Source organism: Pseudoxanthomonas sp. UTMC 1351 (genome assembly GCF_040948865.1).
GTDB lineage: Bacteria > Pseudomonadota > Gammaproteobacteria > Xanthomonadales > Xanthomonadaceae > Pseudoxanthomonas_A.
In genome coordinates, this window is record NZ_JAVGJT010000012.1 from 1 (window position 1) to 17,395 (window position 17,395).

Annotated in this window: 16 protein-coding genes; 8 read left to right on the plus strand and 8 right to left on the minus strand. The window is 61.5% G+C overall.

Features of this window, described 5'->3' with window-relative positions; genetic code table 11:
- Window positions 1-46: 46 nt before the first annotated feature.
- Both AB6O04_RS09890 and AB6O04_RS09895 read right to left on the minus strand, forming a co-directional pair.
- Window positions 47-1,699 carry a hypothetical protein gene (locus AB6O04_RS09890; RefSeq protein ID WP_368563703.1) on the minus strand — a complete coding sequence of 551 codons (1,653 nt, stop codon included), beginning with the start codon at window positions 1,697-1,699 and terminating at the stop codon, window positions 47-49.
- Window positions 1,700-1,714: 15 nt separating this feature from the next.
- Entirely contained in the window at window positions 1,715-2,311 is a 597-nt protein-coding gene (locus AB6O04_RS09895; RefSeq protein WP_337342033.1) for an NfuA family Fe-S biogenesis protein, read from the minus strand.
- A gap of 95 nt (window positions 2,312-2,406) precedes the next feature.
- On the opposite strand from AB6O04_RS09895, the gene AB6O04_RS09900 reads away from it, so the two are divergent.
- From AB6O04_RS09900 to AB6O04_RS09910, 3 genes are all read left to right on the plus strand, one after another.
- Window positions 2,407-2,754: a 4a-hydroxytetrahydrobiopterin dehydratase gene (locus AB6O04_RS09900; protein WP_368563704.1), complete on the plus strand. Its 348-nt coding sequence runs from the start codon at window positions 2,407-2,409 to the stop codon at window positions 2,752-2,754.
- The gene (locus AB6O04_RS09905; RefSeq protein ID WP_368563705.1) at window positions 2,751-3,182 is read left to right on the plus strand and encodes an energy transducer TonB; all 432 of its coding nucleotides are present in this window, start codon (window positions 2,751-2,753) and stop codon (window positions 3,180-3,182) included. Before AB6O04_RS09900 ends, AB6O04_RS09905 begins: the two co-directional genes overlap by 4 nt.
- 110 nt (window positions 3,183-3,292) lie before the next feature.
- The gene (locus tag AB6O04_RS09910) at window positions 3,293-3,682 is read left to right on the plus strand and encodes a DUF1761 domain-containing protein (RefSeq protein WP_368563706.1); all 390 of its coding nucleotides are present in this window, start codon (window positions 3,293-3,295) and stop codon (window positions 3,680-3,682) included.
- A gap of 186 nt (window positions 3,683-3,868) precedes the next feature.
- On the opposite strand, the gene AB6O04_RS09915 is transcribed toward AB6O04_RS09910, so the two are convergent.
- Window positions 3,869-4,846, minus strand: coding sequence for an RluA family pseudouridine synthase (locus AB6O04_RS09915; RefSeq protein ID WP_368563707.1), 978 nt, complete (start codon window positions 4,844-4,846; stop codon window positions 3,869-3,871).
- A 426-nt stretch (window positions 4,847-5,272) separates the two neighbouring features.
- Between AB6O04_RS09915 and AB6O04_RS09920 the strand changes: the two genes are divergently transcribed.
- Window positions 5,273-8,515 carry an Rne/Rng family ribonuclease gene (locus AB6O04_RS09920; RefSeq protein WP_368563708.1) on the plus strand — a complete coding sequence of 1,081 codons (3,243 nt, stop codon included), beginning with the start codon at window positions 5,273-5,275 and terminating at the stop codon, window positions 8,513-8,515.
- A gap of 156 nt (window positions 8,516-8,671) precedes the next feature.
- On the opposite strand, the gene AB6O04_RS09925 is transcribed toward AB6O04_RS09920, so the two are convergent.
- A complete protein-coding gene (locus AB6O04_RS09925) occupies window positions 8,672-9,316 on the minus strand; it encodes a response regulator (RefSeq protein WP_368563709.1) in 645 nt (214 codons plus the stop codon).
- A gap of 155 nt (window positions 9,317-9,471) precedes the next feature.
- Between AB6O04_RS09925 and AB6O04_RS09930 the strand changes: the two genes are divergently transcribed.
- Window positions 9,472-10,347, plus strand: coding sequence for a M28 family metallopeptidase (locus AB6O04_RS09930; RefSeq protein WP_368563710.1), 876 nt, complete (start codon window positions 9,472-9,474; stop codon window positions 10,345-10,347).
- 398 nt (window positions 10,348-10,745) lie between these two features.
- Complete coding sequence (locus AB6O04_RS09935) at window positions 10,746-11,006, plus strand: hypothetical protein (protein ID WP_368563711.1); 261 nt, start codon at window positions 10,746-10,748, stop codon at window positions 11,004-11,006.
- A gap of 89 nt (window positions 11,007-11,095) precedes the next feature.
- Here the strand turns inward: AB6O04_RS09935 and AB6O04_RS09940 are convergent, their stop codons facing one another.
- The gene (locus AB6O04_RS09940; protein WP_368563712.1) at window positions 11,096-11,653 is read right to left on the minus strand and encodes a GNAT family N-acetyltransferase; all 558 of its coding nucleotides are present in this window, start codon (window positions 11,651-11,653) and stop codon (window positions 11,096-11,098) included.
- 353 nt (window positions 11,654-12,006) lie between these two features.
- Between AB6O04_RS09940 and AB6O04_RS09945 the strand changes: the two genes are divergently transcribed.
- Window positions 12,007-12,813 carry an isocitrate lyase/phosphoenolpyruvate mutase family protein gene (locus tag AB6O04_RS09945; RefSeq protein ID WP_368563713.1) on the plus strand — a complete coding sequence of 269 codons (807 nt, stop codon included), beginning with the start codon at window positions 12,007-12,009 and terminating at the stop codon, window positions 12,811-12,813.
- A 445-nt stretch (window positions 12,814-13,258) separates the two neighbouring features.
- On the opposite strand, the gene AB6O04_RS09950 is transcribed toward AB6O04_RS09945, so the two are convergent.
- The 3 genes from AB6O04_RS09950 to AB6O04_RS09960 all read right to left on the minus strand — a co-directional run bounded on the left by AB6O04_RS09950 (window position 13,259) and on the right by AB6O04_RS09960 (window position 15,639).
- On the minus strand, window positions 13,259-13,483 hold the full coding sequence (locus tag AB6O04_RS09950; RefSeq protein WP_368563714.1) for a hypothetical protein: 225 nt from the start codon (window positions 13,481-13,483) through the stop codon (window positions 13,259-13,261).
- A 292-nt stretch (window positions 13,484-13,775) separates the two neighbouring features.
- Entirely contained in the window at window positions 13,776-14,411 is a 636-nt protein-coding gene (locus tag AB6O04_RS09955; RefSeq protein WP_368563715.1) for a class I SAM-dependent methyltransferase, read from the minus strand.
- 154 nt (window positions 14,412-14,565) lie between these two features.
- Complete coding sequence (locus AB6O04_RS09960) at window positions 14,566-15,639, minus strand: WD40 repeat domain-containing protein (protein ID WP_368563716.1); 1,074 nt, start codon at window positions 15,637-15,639, stop codon at window positions 14,566-14,568.
- A gap of 392 nt (window positions 15,640-16,031) precedes the next feature.
- Between AB6O04_RS09960 and AB6O04_RS09965 the strand changes: the two genes are divergently transcribed.
- Window positions 16,032-17,390, plus strand: a complete 1,359-nt coding sequence (locus AB6O04_RS09965; RefSeq protein ID WP_368563717.1) for a tyrosine-type recombinase/integrase — start codon at window positions 16,032-16,034, stop codon at window positions 17,388-17,390.
- Window positions 17,391-17,395: the final 5 nt, after the last annotated feature.

Genomic DNA, 17,395 nt, shown 5'->3' on the forward strand with positions numbered 1-17,395 from the left:
AGCTCGCGGCGGGACGCCGCTCCTACAGACGCCGCTCCTACAGATATCAACTGTCTGTCGGAATCGGCGTGCGCTTGACCGGGATATCCGGTGGAGGACGCGCTTCGGCGGGTTGCTCATTGAGATTTGGATCGACGATGCCGCAACCGCCGCCCAGTTGCAGTATCGAAACGACGCACTTGAGTCGCTTGGATGTCCCTGGAATCGGAATGGAAGTTTCGCGAATGTTCTTCCGCACCCATTCCTGCAACAGCGATTCGTTGGGCACCCAGAATTTGTCAAACGCGGTGGGTTCGTAGTCGTAAGGCGGCCGTTGCAGCCAGGTGCCCGCCTGCTCCAATTTTTCACGCGTCCACGCATCCTGATCACCGCCGGGAGCGCCACGTGATCCGCTGTCGCCGGCCGTACTCGCATCACCCGTACCGGGCAGGCGTACGCTGCCATCGCTGTTGAACAAACCGGGGCGTTCCCCCGTACCCGGCGCACCTGCTTGGCCGGGCACGTTTCGATTCGAATCGCCCCAATCGTCGGCGCGCGTCGGCGTCACTGGGCCGCCTGGTCGGTTGGCCGTCGTCGGACCGGAGGTAGCGGTGTTCGGTTGCGCTCCGCTAGGTCTGTCGGTGCTGGTCGTTTGCGCCGCCGCGCTACCCGTGGCTTGCACGGGTGCCGTGGTCGGCGCGGTACCGGTGGGAGCAGGACGTGGCTGGGGCGCGGGAACTTCCGCTTCCCGTACGCTGGCCGCCGGAGCACTCAATTCGCGCGCGCTGATCTCCCGCGATGGCACCTGTACTTCGCGCACCTGTGGCGCTGGACCGACGATTTCCCGTTGTTGGATCTGCCGCTCGGGAATGGCAATTTGCGGTACGTCCACCGGCCTCTGGGGTAGTTCGCGCTGTGCGGGCGGGGTTGGCACCACCGTCACTTCACGTGTCGGTACGCCAAGCTCTGGCGTGCGGATCTGTGGTGGCGCAATTTCGACCGTGCGCGGCGTCGGCGGCGGCAGCACGAATTCGGTCGTGGGTACGGGTGTCTCGGTGACCTGAAGGGTCTGCGGTGCAGCTGGCGGTGAAGGTTCCGGAACCTCGCGCTGCTGGAGCTCTGGCACCTCGGATGTCAATGTGGGCGCAACAGGTTCACCCGCCGCTACCGCCGCTACCGCCGCTGGCGGTGATGGCGGTGATGCGGGGGAAGAAGCTCCCGACGCCGCCGCAGCCGATTGCGCGGGCGCAGCCTGCTCCGCCGGCGGACCGCCACCTTCCTCTTCCGGGGTGCCCTTCCCAATGAACTCCACCTGCACTCGGCTGCTGCTATCGCCGGCCGGCGGCGGCAGCGTTACGTTGACCAACGCAGCCAGCAGCAACAGCAAAAAGAACAGCAGGTGCATGACAAGGCTGACGAAGCCAGCGAACCAGCGAATGCCGCGCTCTTCTCGCAGCGGCGGATCCCAATCCTGGTAAAACAACGCTCGCAGCGCTTGCAGTTTGTTCAATGCAGGCGCGATGGGCGAAGGCTGAGGTGCCGGCCGCTGCATCAGCAGCACAACTATGTTCTCGGCTTTTTCTCGGGTAATCGTGCCCAGGCGCGCAGGCAACCCGCGCATCCATATTCCCCAACCGTACGGCAGGCCGGTATGGCGTTCCAGCATCGGCGTCGCTTTGCGAGGCAGCAAAGCGGCGATGAGGTCGGCGGCTTTCGTCACCGGTGCGGGATGGCGTCAGGCCGCGTTGTCGCGCGGTATATAGGGCGCATCACCGGTGTCGTGGTCGGTCGCATCACGCACCGCCGTTATTCCGGGAACGCGGGCCATCAAGGTTTTCTCGATGCCCTGTTTCAACGTTACGTCGGCCATGCCACAGCCGTGACAACCGCCGCCGAAACGCAATCGCACTACCCCCTCCCCGGTGACCTCTTCCACCGCCACCCGCCCCTTGTGCTGGGCAAGCTGCGGATTGATTTCGTTTTCCACCACCCAGCGCACACGCTCGACCAAAGATGCTGACTCGGCAGGCGCTTCGCCCTTGATCTTCGGTGCCTTGATGGTCAGCTGCGTGCCTGCACCCTGGGTGATGTAGTCGATCTCCGCACCGTCCAGCCAAGCAACGCTGTTGGCATCCACGTACAAGGTGAAGCCATCGCAATCCACCGCCCATTCATCGCCCGCCAGATCCCGCGGTTCCGCGAACTCCAGCCGTGCATCGGCGCGTGCGGTGCCGGGGTCAACGGCACTCAAGCGCACTCCCAGCCCCGGAAGGGCCTCGCGCTCGATCAGTTTGCGGAAATGGGTTTGGGCGCTGTCGGAAATCTGGATCATGCGGGGTATTCTAGCCCTCTACTCGTTAGTCGCTCATTCGAGCCGTCATCGCGTGGGATCGGGCGTTCAGCCGGTCCGCCGCCAGAGGAAACTTCATGTCCGATCTGATTCCACTCGACCAGGCGCATTGCCTTCCCCTGAAAGGTATCGAACACAAGCTGGGCCAGGCCCGGATTGCCGAATTGCTGCCGCAGATACCCGGCTGGGAACTGATCGAGGAAGGTCATGCGATAGCCAAAACCTTCCATTTTGGAAACTACTATCAAACCATGGCCTTCGTTAACGCGCTGGCCTATGTCGCCCACCGCGAGGACCACCACCCGGACCTGGGGGTGCACTACAATCGGGCCGTCGTGCGCTACTCGACCCACGACGTGGGCGGGCTAAGCGAGAACGACTTTATTTGCGCGGCCAAGACCGAAACCCTGGCGAGGCAATCATGAAACCCGCGATCCGTTGGCTACACACTGCAAGACTCGGAATGCCGTTATTCGCGGCCTCGGCGCTGCTGCTGGCCGGCTGCGGCGGTGCCAGCGAAGAGGCGCCCCCGGTTCAGCGCCCCACCGAAGTCGCCGCTATCGACACGCCTCCGCCGGACTATCCCTTTGAGCTCGCCTGCGCGGGTGTCGGCGGCACGACCAGCTTATCGGTCACCATCGGGGTGGAAGGCAAACCCACCCAGGTTGCCCTGGTCCAAAGCAGCGGCAACCAAGCCTTGGACGAAGCTGCGCAGCAGCGCGTGCAGACCTGGAAGTTCAGGCCCGCTACGGCCAATGGCCGACCAACGCCAGCGACGATCCAGGTGCCGGTGAACTTCAAACCACCGGAAGTCCGCCCCGACGAATGTTTCAAATTGGACGAGCAACGCTGACCAGCGGCGGCCTTGTCAGGTTGCGCCGTTGGTGACTGCCAGCCTGCGGTCGCGAATGGTCGTCGTGCCGGATTCCATCGGCCAATGGCGCTCGAAACCAGGGGAAAGACATGCAAGAGATTAATTTCTGGGCCGTCCTCGTGGCGGCCGCATCGAGCTTTCTGCTTGGCGGCGTCTGGTACGGCCCGATATTCGGTAAGGCGTGGGGACCCGCCGCGGGCGTCACCGAACAGCAGAAGGGACACCCCGCCAGGGTCTTCGGCGGCGCATTCGTGTTCTCGCTGTTGGCTGCGGCCGCGTTTGCCTATCTGCTCGGCCCGCACCCCGTGCTTTCATCCGCGCTTTGCACCGGCGCACTGGTCGGTTTTTGCTTCGTGGCCGCCAGCTTCGGCATCAATTATTTGTTTGCACAGCGCAGCCTGAAGTTATGGCTGATCGATGGTGGCTACCACACGCTGCAGTTCGTGGTGTTTGGGTTGGTGCTGGGCCTTTGGCATTAAGGGCTCTACGAGAAGCGCCTTAGACGGCTATTCGCTATTGCCTGCCCTTGCGACGGCATTATTGCTACTGACTCGGCACAAACACGGGGCGCAGCTCGGCTCTACGAACACGCGGATGGATTCCTTGTCCCGACACGTCGCCATGACGGATGACCGTCAACATAGGATCTCGGCGCTACCAAAGTGTTAGGCCAGCCGGTCCAATGCTGCGGCCAAATCGTCCGCCAACGGCGCGTTCAGCACATAGGGCGTTTTTCCTGCATCCAACGCGAACTGCAACGACGCCGCATGCAGGAACAACCGCTTGAGGCCGGCCTGATCCCGCAGGCGCTTGTTGACCGCTTCGTCGCCGTACTTGTCGTCCCCGGCGACCGGATGGCCGATGTGCTGCGCGTGTACGCGGATTTGGTGGGTACGGCCGGTTTCGATGCGCACTTCGCAATATGAATGGCCACCACGACGCTCCAGCACCCTGAAATGGCTCAGGGAAGGCTTGCCGTTAGCGTTCACCTGCACATGGCGTTCCCCGCCCTGTCGTAGCCCCACATGCAAGGACGCATCCACCGTCATCACGCCATCGGGCATGCGGCTAACCAGCAACGTGAGGTAGCGTTTTTCGATACGGCCGCCTTCTTCGCGCATCAACGCCTGCAGTTCAGTCAACGCCGAGCGTTTCTTGGCCATGATCAGCAAACCCGACGTGTCGCGGTCCAACCGATGGACCAGTTCCAGGTTCTGGTTCGGACGCAGTACCCGCATCGTTTCGATGGCGCCATGACTGATGCCGCTGCCGCCGTGACTGGCGACGCCGGTCGGCTTGTTCAGGACCAGCAGGCGCGCGTCCTCGAACACGATGGCCTGTTCCATGCGTTCCAGAAAACTTGCAGGCGGTGGCGTCTTGTCTCCTTCCTCGACGAGATTCACCGGCGGAATCCGTACCTCGTCTCCGGCTTCCAGCTTGCGTTCGGCCTTCGCCCGGCCGCCGTTCACCCGCACCTGGCCGCTGCGCACCAGCTTGTAGACCAGGCTGCGCGGAGCGCCTTTCAGCTGGCCCAGCAGGAAATTGTCCAAGCGCTGGCCGCCACGATCCTCCGGCACCTTGACGGTGCGAACGGGCGACTTGGCGGGGCTGTTAGCTGAGGGTGCGGGGGGCTGGGCGGTCATCCGTCTATTTATTCTGTTACACTCGGCGGGCGAGATAAGGGTTTGATTTCGCTGGAAGTTAGGCAGTTTGTTCAATGCCGCGGGCCAGAAGCCCAGCCTCCCGCGATTCCGGTCTAGTGCGCGGCCACCGCCCCAGGGGCGGCCATGTTAGCGGCTTACCGGCAAGCTCGGATACCGCCCGGTTCGTCAGAGATCGGAGCTGAACATGTCCCGCGCGGCGCAACCACCTGGTGGGAAGCTGCCGCCGGCCCTGTAACACATTTTGAAAAAAGCGCTCCCGCGGCCTGCCGTGGTGTCGTAGCGCTGGAAACCCAACCCGGCCCATCTGCGCCTGCGCAAGGGACGGAAATACCTCTCACGAGGAGCAGGTTCCAGAGGCGAAACGCCATGGCGTTCCGCGCGGTAGTAGCGCGCGAGGAACGCACCATGAAACGCATGTTGATCAACGCTACGCAGGCTGAAGAGCTGCGCGTGGCCATCGTCGACGGACAAACGCTGTACGACATCGATATCGAGCAGCCGTCAAAGGAACAAAAGAAGTCCAACATCTACAAGGGCCGAATCACCCGGCTTGAGCCCTCCCTGGAAGCCGCCTTCGTCGATTACGGCGCTGAACGCCACGGCTTCCTGCCACTGAAAGAAATCTCCCGCGACTATTTCCAAGCCGGGGTCGACCACAACAAGGCCGGCTTGCGCGAACTGCTGCGCGAAGGCCAGGAAGTCGTCGTTCAGGTGGACAAGGATGAACGCGGCAACAAGGGCGCCGCCCTGACCACGTTCATCTCCCTGGCCGGTCGGTACATGGTGCTGATGCCCAACTCGCCCACCGCTGGCGGCGTGTCCCGTCGGATCGAGGGCGACGACCGGGCCGAGTTGAAGAAGGCGATGGACGCGCTGGCCATTCCCGAGGACATGGGCGTGATCATCCGCACCGCCGGCGTCGGCCGCGACGCCGAAGAACTGCAGTGGGACCTGGATTACCTGTTGCAGGTCTGGAAGGCGATTGCCGAAGCCGCACTGACCAAGCCCGCCCCGTTCCTGATCTACCAGGAGTCGCGCCTGATCGTGCGCGCCCTGCGCGACTACCTCCGTTCGGACGTGGGCGAGATCCTGGTCGACACCGAAGAGCTCTACGCCACCGCGCAGGAATTCATGCAGCAGGTGATGCCGCACAACCTGCGCAAGCTGAAGCACTACAAAGACGACATCCCGCTATTCAACCGCTTCCAGATCGAATCGCAGATCGAAGCGGCGTATGAGCGCAATGTCCGCCTGCCCTCCGGCGGCTCCATCGTGGTCGACCAGACCGAGGCGCTGACCGCTATCGACGTCAACTCGGCTCGCGCCACCAAAGGCGGCGATATCGAGGAAACAGCGTTCCACACCAATCTGGAAGCGGCCGACGAAGTCGCCCGCCAGCTGCGCCTGCGCGACCTGGGCGGTTTGGTGGTCATCGATTTCATCGACATGGCCTCCAACAAGCACCAGCGTGAGGTGGAAAACCGCCTGCAGAACGCACTGAAGTACGACCGCGCCCGTGTGCAGCTGGGTCGCATCTCGCGCTTCGGCCTGATGGAAATGAGCCGTCAGCGCCTGCGTCCGTCGCTGGGCGAATCGAGCCAGATCATCTGCCCCCGCTGCGACGGCCACGGCCGGATGCGCAGCGTTGAATCGCTGTCGCTTTCCATCATCCGCGTTGCTGAAGAGCACGCCATGAAGGAAAACACCGGACAGGTGCTTGTGCAGGCCCCGGTGGAAATCGCCAACTTCCTGCTCAACGAAAAGCGCGGAGCTTTGCGCGAAATCGAACAACGTCATGACGCGCCGATCATCATCGTCGCCGACGAAGCGCTACACACGCCGCACTACGAAGTCACTCGTGTGCGCGAAAACGAACTGACCGAAGAAAGCACCAAACCCAGCTATCAGCGCGGCACTCCGCGCAAGCTGCCGGTGCACGCGTTGACCAAGGCTCAGCTCAACATTCCGACCGCACCCGCGGTGACGCACGTGAAGCATGCGCAGCCGGCACCGGTGCGTGAGGAACGCGAAACATCTGCGCCGATTTCCGCTCCCGCCCCTGCTCCTATGGCGGTGGCTGCACCGGCTGCCAGCGGTGGCGTGATTGGCTGGTTCAAGCGTCTGCTGGGCGGCGCCGATGCGACTGCTCCGGCACAGACGTCGCAGTCGCGTCAGCAGCAGGACAACCGCCCGCGTGGCGACCGTGACCGTGGCGGCAACCAACGCCGCGAGAACCGCGATGGGCGGGGACAGCAGCAGGGGCAGCGCAGCGGACAACCGCGTCGCGACGAACCCCGCCGTGACGATCAGCGCCGCGACGAACGCAAACCTCAAACGACGCAGCCTCAGGCTGGCCAGCAACAGAAGCAGCGTGGCGAACAGCCTCAGAAGCAGCAGCAGCCACAAAAGCAGCAGAAGCAGCCCAAACCGCAGCAACAGGGCGTGCAAGCCAATGCGCAGCAGCCAGCCCAGAATGCCGCTGCCAAGCCGCCGCGCCAGAACGAGGCTCCGAAGCCAGCCAAACCGGATACGACAGCCGCGGAAGCTACGGTAGTGGCAACGGCAGCCGTGACCTCGGTCGACAACATCGCTCCCGCCATCGACTCGCCCCGTCCGGTCACGCCGGCACCGGCGACTCTTGCCGACGAGACCACCGATACGCCAGCAGTCTCGGTTGATGGCGTCGTGGATGACGCGGCGCCTTCAACGGAAGTGGCTGAGAATGGCGAAGGCACAGGCCGCCGCCGCCGCGGTCGTCGTGGTGGTCGCCGCCGTCGCCGTGGAGGCAGCGAGGCAGGTGCCTCCAATGAAGGTCAGGGCGTCGAGGGTCTGGATGACGACGAACAAGATGACGTCATCGCCACCAGTTCGCAGCCCGAGTTCGACTTCGAAGAAGAAGAGTTGCGGGTTGCGCGCCCGTCCTCTTCCGCGACAACGCCGGTCGCCGCCGCACCTGCTGCTGCACCGGCCGCCATTGCTCCGATCGCCGCCGCTACGGCCGTTACCTTGAACCATGAGGTAGAGGAAACGGTCACGCCGAAGCAGGACACGGTTGCGCCAGCGCCGCCAGTTTCCGCCGCGCCGCCTGTAGTCGCCGACAAAATAGCCGTCGACGCTTCCCATACGGAATCGAAGCCGGAAGTCGAACCTCAGGCTGACTTCACCAGTACTACGGTAGCCCCGGAAGAAAAAGCCGAAATCGCCGCAGTGGTCGAAACCGAAGCCAAGGCGGGCGCGTCTGTGGTCGAAACCGTCAAGCAAGAGATCGCGCACGAAGCCGCCACTACGACGGCTCCCGTCCCCGCGGTGTCCGCGCCTGCTGTGCCATCCACGCCTACTCCGGCGCCGGAACCCGCGGCGACGGAATCGGCTGCCCAGCAGACCGCACTCGCAGACACCGAAGCCAAACCGACTCCCAGCGCGGCCTCCTTTGCGATGTCGGAGCCGCCGACACCCACTTCGGGTAGCACCGGCTCGCTGTTCTTTGTCGCCGACCAGGACACACCACCCTCCGTGACCCGCAGCCTGTTCGATCCGGTGCCCACGCCAAAGCCGGCAAAGTCCGAGGAAATCGACCCTGTGGCGGCACACAACGACGATGAAAAGCCGTCGGAGCCGGATCAGGAAAGCACCGAACGTAGCGCCTGATCTGATTAATTCCGATCAACGAGCAACACCAGACCGGCCGCACTATGCGGCCGGTCTGCTATCTGGATCTTGTCCTTGTGCTTTTCTTTCTCACCCTGGGATAACAACAGGGAGACCTGATCGCGACTCACGTCGCTCCTACGTCAAACATGCGCCTTAAAACGAGCGCGAAGGATCCGACAAACCGTACTGCGTCGCGAGCCGCGCCAGTGCGATGCTGTCCTGCACACCAGTTTTTTCGAACAGGCGCGTCTTGTGCGTATTGATGGTTTTCGCGCTCAGGTTGAGACGTTTGGCGATGTCTTCCTGACGCAGCCCCTGCGTCAGCAGCATGGCTACTTCCAGCTCGCGTGGCGACAGCACATCGAATGGCGACGTGTCACCGCTCACGTTCAACAGCGCAAGATTCTGCGCGATGTTGTTGCCCAGGTAACGCTTGCCTCGCGCTACCTCGCGCACCGCGCGCACCAGTTCGGTAGCGTCGCCACCCTTGCCTATGTAGCCTGACGCACCGGCCTCCATAAGTCGTTTTGGCAGCGGTCCATCTTCCAACACAGAAACGATGACCACCCGCGGGCAGCCGTCGCCATGGGCAATGCGTTCCGTCACCTCAAGCCCACTGATACCCGGCAGATGCAAATCACACAGCACCACGTCCGGTGCCAGCTTGCGTATCGACGGCAACGCGTCTTCGCCGCTCGCTGCTTCGCCAACCACCTCCATGTCGATCTCGCTGGACAAGATCATCTTCATGCCAGTCCGGACCAGGGTGTGGTCGTCGATCAGAAATACGCGAATCATGCTGCTAGGAACTCCCCATCTACTGCTTCCCCGGAGCCTAGTCCGTCGCTACGCTCGCTGCAACTCACATTTCGACCGTGACGTGTGACAATCCGCCGAGCGGCGGCCGTCTTTTTGGCTGTCTACACCTCGCATTGCTTTCCCAGAGAGAACCCATGGCTTATCGCGCACCGTTTTTCCGCTTCCTGTTACGCAGCACGGCAGTGCTGGCGATGTTGGTCGCCCTGCCCGCTTGCGCCGGCGCCAGCACATCTTGGGAAAACCAAGTGCGTGAGATCAGTGAAGGACAGGATAGCCTCACCCGCGGCGCCGCAATCGGCGCCCGACTAGACGCAATGAACATTGCGTGGCGCAAAGAAGTTTTTTCACAGGACGACCACAGCGGCTCCAACCTGATCGCAGACTTGGGCGGCCGTGCCGACGCACCCTTGCTGTTGATCGGTGCGCATTACGACAAAGTCGCCGCAGGACATGGGGCCACCGACAACGCTTCGGGAGTATCGACGGTGCTGGAATTGGCGGCAGCGTTGAAGGCGCGCCCGCTGGCTAATCACCGCGTGCAAGTCGTCTTCTGGGATTTGGAAGAGGAAGGCCTGTTGGGCTCGCGCGCCTGGGTCGCGACGCCGGGAAGGGAAAAGCCGGCGCTGTATGTCAATTTCGATGTGTTCGGTTGGGGCGACACGCTATGGATGATGTCGCCACAAGCGGATGCCCCGCTCGTCACCGCAATGCGTACCGCCAGCACCGAGCACCGGCTGCATTTCCGTGCTGGCGCCGAGTATCCGCCGACCGACCATTTGGCATTCTTGAAAGCAGGCTGGCCGGCCGTATCGTTTTCGCTGATCGGTGGCGACGAAATCGATCCAACCTTGAAGGCGTTCAGTGGTGGCAAGCCCAACCCCATTCCCAAGGTAATGCGGGTCATCCATAGCCCTAACGACACCGTGGCCGAGTTGGACGCGGACAGCGTGCCTGCCGCCCTGGCGACACTGGAAAACGGCCTGCGGGCGTGGGATCTCACCACCCAATAAACGGCAAGTGGACTGCCCGAGAAACAGAAACGCAGAAATAAGAATGGCGGGCCGTCAGGCCCGCCATTCTTACGAGAACACTACCAACTTTTCCCGGCGGCGACGGTGTCGGACTCGCGACTGACCGTTGGACGCAGGCGGAAACAGGGGGAAACCGGCTGCGTTAGGTTCTCTTGTGGTCCCCCGGTCATCGGCGCGCGGCGGCCCGGTTTGAGGGGTTAATGATTTCGCCTATTAAGCGAAACGTTCCACTATGTAAAGTTATACGGAAGATATTGCGAAGAAAATGTGTAGGCGAACGACTGGCGCACGCTGAATACGAGGGTTTCGTCACATTCTGAATATTCGCAAACTATATAAGCGCGTTTTTTCATCAACATCACTTCCGTGTACGTAGCTTGTCGCGGCAAGTGCTGTTTTCCCCCACCCGCATCATGATGACTTTCGATATCCCCTACACGCCTGCCGAAGATGGCAGCTATGAACTGTCCATCAATGAATCTCCGCCGCTGCATTTCGCCAGCCGCGGCGCGGCGTTGTTCTATGCCGTCAAGCTGGCTACCCAACGCCAGCAGCAAGGGATCGACTACGCCATCAATGTGGAAGGCGGCGACGGCAAATGGCGACTGTTTCGCGGGCTGGCAAGGCTTAGCGCCTGATATCGCGTATTAGACAGCGGTCGGCCCCGCGGCCGATGGCATCAGCTAGCGTCGGTCCATTAGTCCGCGCGTCGGGGCGCAGCCCCGACCTACGCCAGCGACTGCTGCGGCAAGTGGATCTCATTCTTTGCTGGTGCCGGCGCATGCCATGCGAAGCATCGTACGACCGTTCCATCCGGATCAATAAAATCCGGGGCCGGCCGCATGCCGGCCTTGTTTAGCACACGCTGCGAAGCCAGGTTCTGCGGAGCAGTGGTGGCAATGGCATAGCGCAAGCCCAGCGATTCCTGCGCGTAAGTCAGCATTGCGGCGGCGGCTTCGGTCGCCAATCCCCGACCCCAGTGACTTCGCTTGAATGCGTACTTGAGTTCCGCATCAATCTGGCCAGCAGGATGGACCAAACCACAGAACCCGATCACTTCCCCACTCTCGTGTTCGACCAACGCTGACATCCCATAGCCACGCGTGCGGTAGTTGCGCTCACTCACCGCCACCCATTCCACGCATTGCTCGCGCGTCAACGGCTCACCGTCGCCCACCCAGCGCATGGCATCGGCATCGCCATAGACCTCGAGCAACGCATCGACATCGGATACTTGCAGATGACGCCCGATCGTTCGGCGCGTGGTGAAAATGATATGCGTCATGGAGTCTATTTTACTCGCGTGCCTGCTGGCAGAAGCGATACCTGGGGAAACGAAAGAACTAGCCGGCTAAGCAAACATGCAAATCCCGGTTCGAAGGCGCGGATATTCTTAGACAAGCCATAAGCTTCGTCGTCCCGGCGCAGGCCGGGACCCAGCGACTTGACCCACTCACCATTCGGCCATTGAAGAGCGACTTTGGCTGGGGATGTGCTTCTCCCAGCTAGGTCGAGTCAGCGCGGCGACTGGGATATCCACCACGTACTCAGCCCGTCATCGTCAATGTCCGAAAACGGAAAGAAACGCTCGGCTTCACCATGCCAAGATAGCCGCTCCTCATTCCAGTGACACGCGCCATGACCACCTACGCCGCTCACACTCAACGCTTCCGTCAACTGCATGCCGACGGCCTGCTGCTGCTCGCCAACGCCTGGGACGCCGGCAGCGCCCGGCTGATAGAAAGCCTGGGTGCCTCTGCGATCGCCACCACAAGCGCCGGCGTGGCATGGGCACATGGTTATGCCGATGGTGACCAGTTACCGGTGCCGCATCTGCTTGCCGCCGTCGCCGAGATTCGCCTCGTCATCGATGTGCCGCTCAGCGTCGATGTTGAAGGCGGCTACTCCGACCAGCCCGACTTGGTCGCCGATGCTGTCGTGCAGTTGGTGCAGGAAGGTGTGTCTGGCATCAACCTGGAAGACGGCGGCAGCGACCCCGAGTTGCTCTGCGCCAAAATCGCCAGTATCAAGCGCGTCTGTGCTCAGCAAGGCCTGGATGTTTTCATCAATGCGCGCACCGACGTCTACCTGCGTCAGCTTGCACCTGCGGGTGAGCGCGTCGAAGCGACCCTGCATCGCGCTGCGCTTTACCGTACCGCTGGCGCCGACGGCTTGTTCGTACCTGGCGTAACCGATGCGGAAGAGATTCACGAGCTCAGCAAGCAGGCTCAACTACCACTAAACGTCATGCTGCGGCCTGCACTGCCAAGTCCACAAGAGTTGGCGAAGTTGGGAGTGCGTCGACTCAGCGCCGGCTCGAATCTGGCGGAATCGGTTTACGGCCACCTGCAGCAACGCGCCAAGGAATTTCTACAGAACGGAGTTGCAACGCCATCGCAAGGTCCGTCCTATCCCGAACTCAACGCCTTGTTCGTTGGTCGCTAAATCGCACGAGTGGCCACCGTACCGCTGACGCCACTTCGCAGCGCCCGCGAACAAGTGGCGATATGCCCATAAACATAGGTAAGCGCGCCGCCCGGTACGGGGAGGTGCTGAAAATCCATTCAACCCCACTGACGCGAGTGGCATCGCGCAGACCCTACGCCAGCCACAGCTCCAGCGTTTGCGCCAAGCCGAACAGCACCAGCGCACAGGCCGTAATCGCCAGCCACGTCATGGAGCGAACCATGATCGATTTCATGCCCTATCCGCCATTCCCCAGGGGGGTACCAACTATCAACGGCTAAGTGACTGTTGTCAAAGGTAAATGCATTACCTTGGCGCGAACCGGCGCTACCTCACATTGTAGGAGCGACGTGAGTCGCGCCCGGAAACTTTGGCCCTAGGGAACAGCGACCTTCGCTCACGACCGCCAGCCACATCCGACCCATCAATCCGGGTCACCACTAGCTATCGAAACCTGCGTCGTCTCCGGAATATCGTCCCACACATAAAGCAGAACCTCCGGCCCCCACGCTTTCCTCAGATTCCAGTTGGAATTGGTCAGCGGTCGGTAAGTGCGTTCACCCACGACAATCTTCTTGCCCGGACCTTCCGGCAGTTCGATATCGATTAGATGCACTTCATCAGGACCATCGTATAGGGCTACTTTCATCGCGCACCCATTGCTTGCTGGGACGACAACCGCTGCGGTACCGCAGGGTTTTCTGCGGAGGAGTTATATCCCCGGATGTGTGAAGAGTCCGAATGTGCGAAGAGATCGCCACACCTGTGACAGGCGCAGCTGGCGGGCCTCCGCTTCCCTTCTCCCTCCGGGAGAAGGTGCCCGAAGGGCGGATGAGGGAATGGCAATGACTCACTAGCTGGCTCTACTACAAGCGGACATCCCATTCCCTCATCCGTCGCTGCGCGCCACCTTCTCCCGGAGGGAGAAGGAAACCAACTCTCTACGCTTCCTTTTCCGAACTAGTTTTCCGCAACAACGCATACACAAAAGACTGCTCAACCCCACCCGGCGTCTGATGACGCTCAGCAAGAGAGCCGACGAGCACGAACGAAGACCCCAGCTCAGCAGCAATCTCCCCCGCCGAACGTCGAGCCACCGGCAAGCCCGAGCAACGTTCCGGACCATCGGGCGCAAAGCCACCGATGACTGCATAACCACCCGGCGCAAGCACACGATCCACTTGCGCGGCATAAGCCTGCACATCGGCCGGCTCGGCAAGGAAATGCATGACGGCTCTATCGTGCCAATGCGTGTAGGCCGAGGCCGACAAGGTCATTCGGATTATGTCGCCCACCAGCCACGTCACGCGGCTGGTGCGCGTCCCTAGGCGCGTCTGTGCAGCGCCAAGCGAAGCTGCCGAAAGATCGAGAACGGTGATGTCCGCCACTCCTCTTTCAATCAGATCGTCCACCAATGTCGAAGCGCCGCCGCCAACATCGATAATGCGACTGGTGGAATCGAGGCCAGCTTGCTCGAGCAGCTTTAGCGAGGCATCGAGATGCGGGCTGTACCAGCTGACAGCGGTGGGCGCCTTCTGTTGGTAGACGGTTTCCCAATGAGTGGTGCGGTCTGGCAAATGGGGATTCGGCATGGAGCCACCTAGCGTTTGGCACTACGACTTTGCGCTCTTTGGCTTGTTAGGACAAACACCGGCAGCACCTGGACGGCAACTATCGCCGCGAAAGCCTCAGATGCGCTGCGCTTACCTGGGCTACGCTTGCTGCGCCAGTTTAGTGTTGATCCAGGTAGCGGATCTGGGTCGCTCCGCCACTTTGTAAAATGATGCCGGTGCGGATCTCCGGCAGTAGCGTGGCGACGGGATGTGAGGTGTTCGCTTTGTAGCGCCAAGCCTCACCGCCTTGAAGATCAATCAGTTCAATCTTGCCGCGCATGGACTCGTTGCCCGCCAGCACCAGCCACGCTTCGCCCGGAGTGTACGAAGCCCAGTGCACGGTCTGCAGCGTAACGGGATAAGTACGCTCGCGTTGCCAGTTCTGCGTGTTCCATTGCACAACTTCGGCTTGCTGACCAGAGATGATCGGAGGATGCTCTCGCCGTTGCGCCTTTGGAAGCCAGTTCACAGTGATCAACCGTCTGCCGTCGTCACGCAGCATCACCGCCAATATGTCGGTGCGAGCTTCCAGATGATAGGTGGATGTTTTATTGACGACATTCAACCGCGGAATCTCGCCTGTGGCATCCAGTGTCAGCAACAGCAATTCACCACTGGAGGTACCCATAGCGATCAGGCCGGAGGACTTGTCCGAGGCAAGCGCTGTCACTTGGCCTTGGATATCCAGGGCCGGAGTGGTCACGGTACGTCTTGCATGGTCGTACACGCGCAGCTCGTCGGCGCTTGCAATAAGGTAGAAGCCAGCGATCGGCCCCTCGGCCAACGGCCCACCGTGCCATTCACCCGGAAGAGCCAACAGCAGTTCGCCGCTACGCGCGTTCCACACTTTGGGCATGCCATGCGGGTCGAGACCCATTACGGTAGTTCCGGCCGAACTGGTCAGCACTATGCCGTCTTCCGCGCCAATCACGATATGGTCGATGCGGACGGTGTGCGCTTCACGTGAGATGCGTGAGTCAGTCGTGCGCGCGTCCCACAATTCCAGCCTGCCACTGTCCCGCCCCACCGCCATGATCTTTGTTCTTGGGTCATACGCCACCGCGCTCGCACTGTCGTCCATACGGCGATTGAGGTCGATGAAGTTCTGAACGAACTCGGCAGTCGGATAGGCATTTCGGGAAGTCGGCCCACACGACGTGAGCGCCAACAGCACGCACAGCGACGGCAACACTGCTGTCCATCTTCCCAAGTATCCCGTACCCATATCAGTCCGTTGAGCAACGATTTCCGCCTTTCTAACATGCCAGGCACATCAGCGGCGAGACAGCGAAATGCTTGAAACCGGTAGTCAATACGTCGGGGCTTGTCCTGCCCACTGGCGTGATAACAGCTGCACACGCGAAACCCCTGAGAAGAGGTCGGCTTCGCAGCCAATCTCAATGGATCTTCTGATGGGGTAACACCCAGTATTCGGGACCACTGCCACAAGACTGGCTGGCTGGCTGGCGGAGAGAGTGGGACTCTCCCGCATCCTCCCCCAATCCTTTAATTTCATTGACTTTCAATTACTTGTACTGATTACTGGCCTAGATATATGACCTAGACCGATGCTAGTCTAGGCCAATGGGCTCACCTTCATACCTCAAACGGCGCGGAACCATTTGGTACGCGCAGCTCTTTGTGCCGCTTGATCACCAGAACGCAGTCGGCGCGAAGGTACTCACTCAGTCGCTCGGCACCAGTGACAAGGCCGAGGCAAATCGACTGAAACACGCGGTCCTCGCCGAGATGCAACGACGCATCCAAGGCGCGCGCGTAGCCACCCCTCCTGCGAACGCGCAGGCAGATGCCGAGGCGCTACTGGCTGCTGCCCTGGAACTCCGCAGCGGGGTGGACTCTAGCGAGGATGCCGATAATGCGGAGCGCGCGTTTGACGCCGGCCTGGACTACTTCCTAGATTCCCAGGCACGAAAGCACGGTGTAGACGAGCACGGCCACCCTCTCCTCCCTGCGGCCGCCCTCGGCACCATCCGGCGCGCCCACAAGGCCATAAGCGGCACCCTGGCGGACACCCTAGGCCAGCGTGTGGAAGCCTACCTCTCGGAACGCTCGGGGCCACTTCGGGTCCGCACCGTCGATGAGAAGCGCCGGCACCTTATGTCCTTCGCCGAGTGGTTCGGGGTGGACCGAGCATGCACCGATGTCACCCGAAGGGACGCAGGCCGATACGTAGAGACGGTCATCCAGCGCCGCACACGGACGCTGCCGGACAACACCACAGCCATCCTTTCCGAGTCGGCCCGAGCCAAAGAGACGAGCAGCCTCCGCTCCTTCTTTGAGTGGGTGATGTTGCGCGGCGTGATTGACTCCAACCCGTTCGACCGCATGTCCACATCCATGCGAACCTCCAAGCGCGGCAAGGAGAAGGCTCGCCGTCCCTGGAAGCCGGAGGAGTTGGCGAAGGTGTTGCGGGGGTGCCCTGAGGGCGACCCTTTATGGGCCCTCGCAGCGCTGGGCGCGTATACCGGTGCACGCCTAGAGGAAATCGCGCAACTAAAGGCGAGCGATGTCGATAAGAAAGCTCTAGTAATCAGGGAGGGTAAAACAGGAGCCGCGTCGCGAAGGGTCCCCATACACCCTGTGATATCCCCGCTCGTTACGAAGCTTGCTGCGAATACGCCTGACGGTTACCTGATCCCCGGCCTTCTCACCTCAGGCAGGGACCAACTACGCGGCGCTCAGATAGGCAAGCGCTTCCAGACTTTGCGCCGGACTGTTGGACTCGCCGACCCACGCTTGGTGTTTCATTCGTTTCGCAATACCGTCGCTACACAACTAGGCGAGGCAGGCGTGCCCCTACCAATTGTCCAATGGATTATTGGACACGAGCACTTGAATCGCCCCGGGTTTCGTAGACACCTCGCAGCCATAAACTATGGCTTAGGCGGAGGTGGTTATGAGCACGAAGCGGTACACCGATGAGTTCA

Coding starts and splice junctions, on each gene's coding strand:
- AB6O04_RS09895 (WP_337342033.1), bottom strand. CDS start 2,311: ATGATCCAGATTTCCGACAGCGCCCAAACCCATTTCCGCAAACTGATC.
- AB6O04_RS09900 (WP_368563704.1), top strand. CDS start 2,407: ATGTCCGATCTGATTCCACTCGACCAGGCGCATTGCCTTCCCCTGAAA.
- AB6O04_RS09905 (WP_368563705.1), top strand. CDS start 2,751: ATGAAACCCGCGATCCGTTGGCTACACACTGCAAGACTCGGAATGCCG.
- AB6O04_RS09910 (WP_368563706.1), top strand. CDS start 3,293: ATGCAAGAGATTAATTTCTGGGCCGTCCTCGTGGCGGCCGCATCGAGC.
- AB6O04_RS09915 (WP_368563707.1), bottom strand. CDS start 4,846: ATGACCGCCCAGCCCCCCGCACCCTCAGCTAACAGCCCCGCCAAGTCG.
- AB6O04_RS09920 (WP_368563708.1), top strand. CDS start 5,273: ATGAAACGCATGTTGATCAACGCTACGCAGGCTGAAGAGCTGCGCGTG.
- AB6O04_RS09925 (WP_368563709.1), bottom strand. CDS start 9,316: ATGATTCGCGTATTTCTGATCGACGACCACACCCTGGTCCGGACTGGC.
- AB6O04_RS09930 (WP_368563710.1), top strand. CDS start 9,472: ATGGCTTATCGCGCACCGTTTTTCCGCTTCCTGTTACGCAGCACGGCA.
- AB6O04_RS09940 (WP_368563712.1), bottom strand. CDS start 11,653: ATGACGCATATCATTTTCACCACGCGCCGAACGATCGGGCGTCATCTG.
- AB6O04_RS09945 (WP_368563713.1), top strand. CDS start 12,007: ATGACCACCTACGCCGCTCACACTCAACGCTTCCGTCAACTGCATGCC.
- AB6O04_RS09950 (WP_368563714.1), bottom strand. CDS start 13,483: ATGAAAGTAGCCCTATACGATGGTCCTGATGAAGTGCATCTAATCGAT.
- AB6O04_RS09965 (WP_368563717.1), top strand. CDS start 16,032: ATGGGCTCACCTTCATACCTCAAACGGCGCGGAACCATTTGGTACGCG.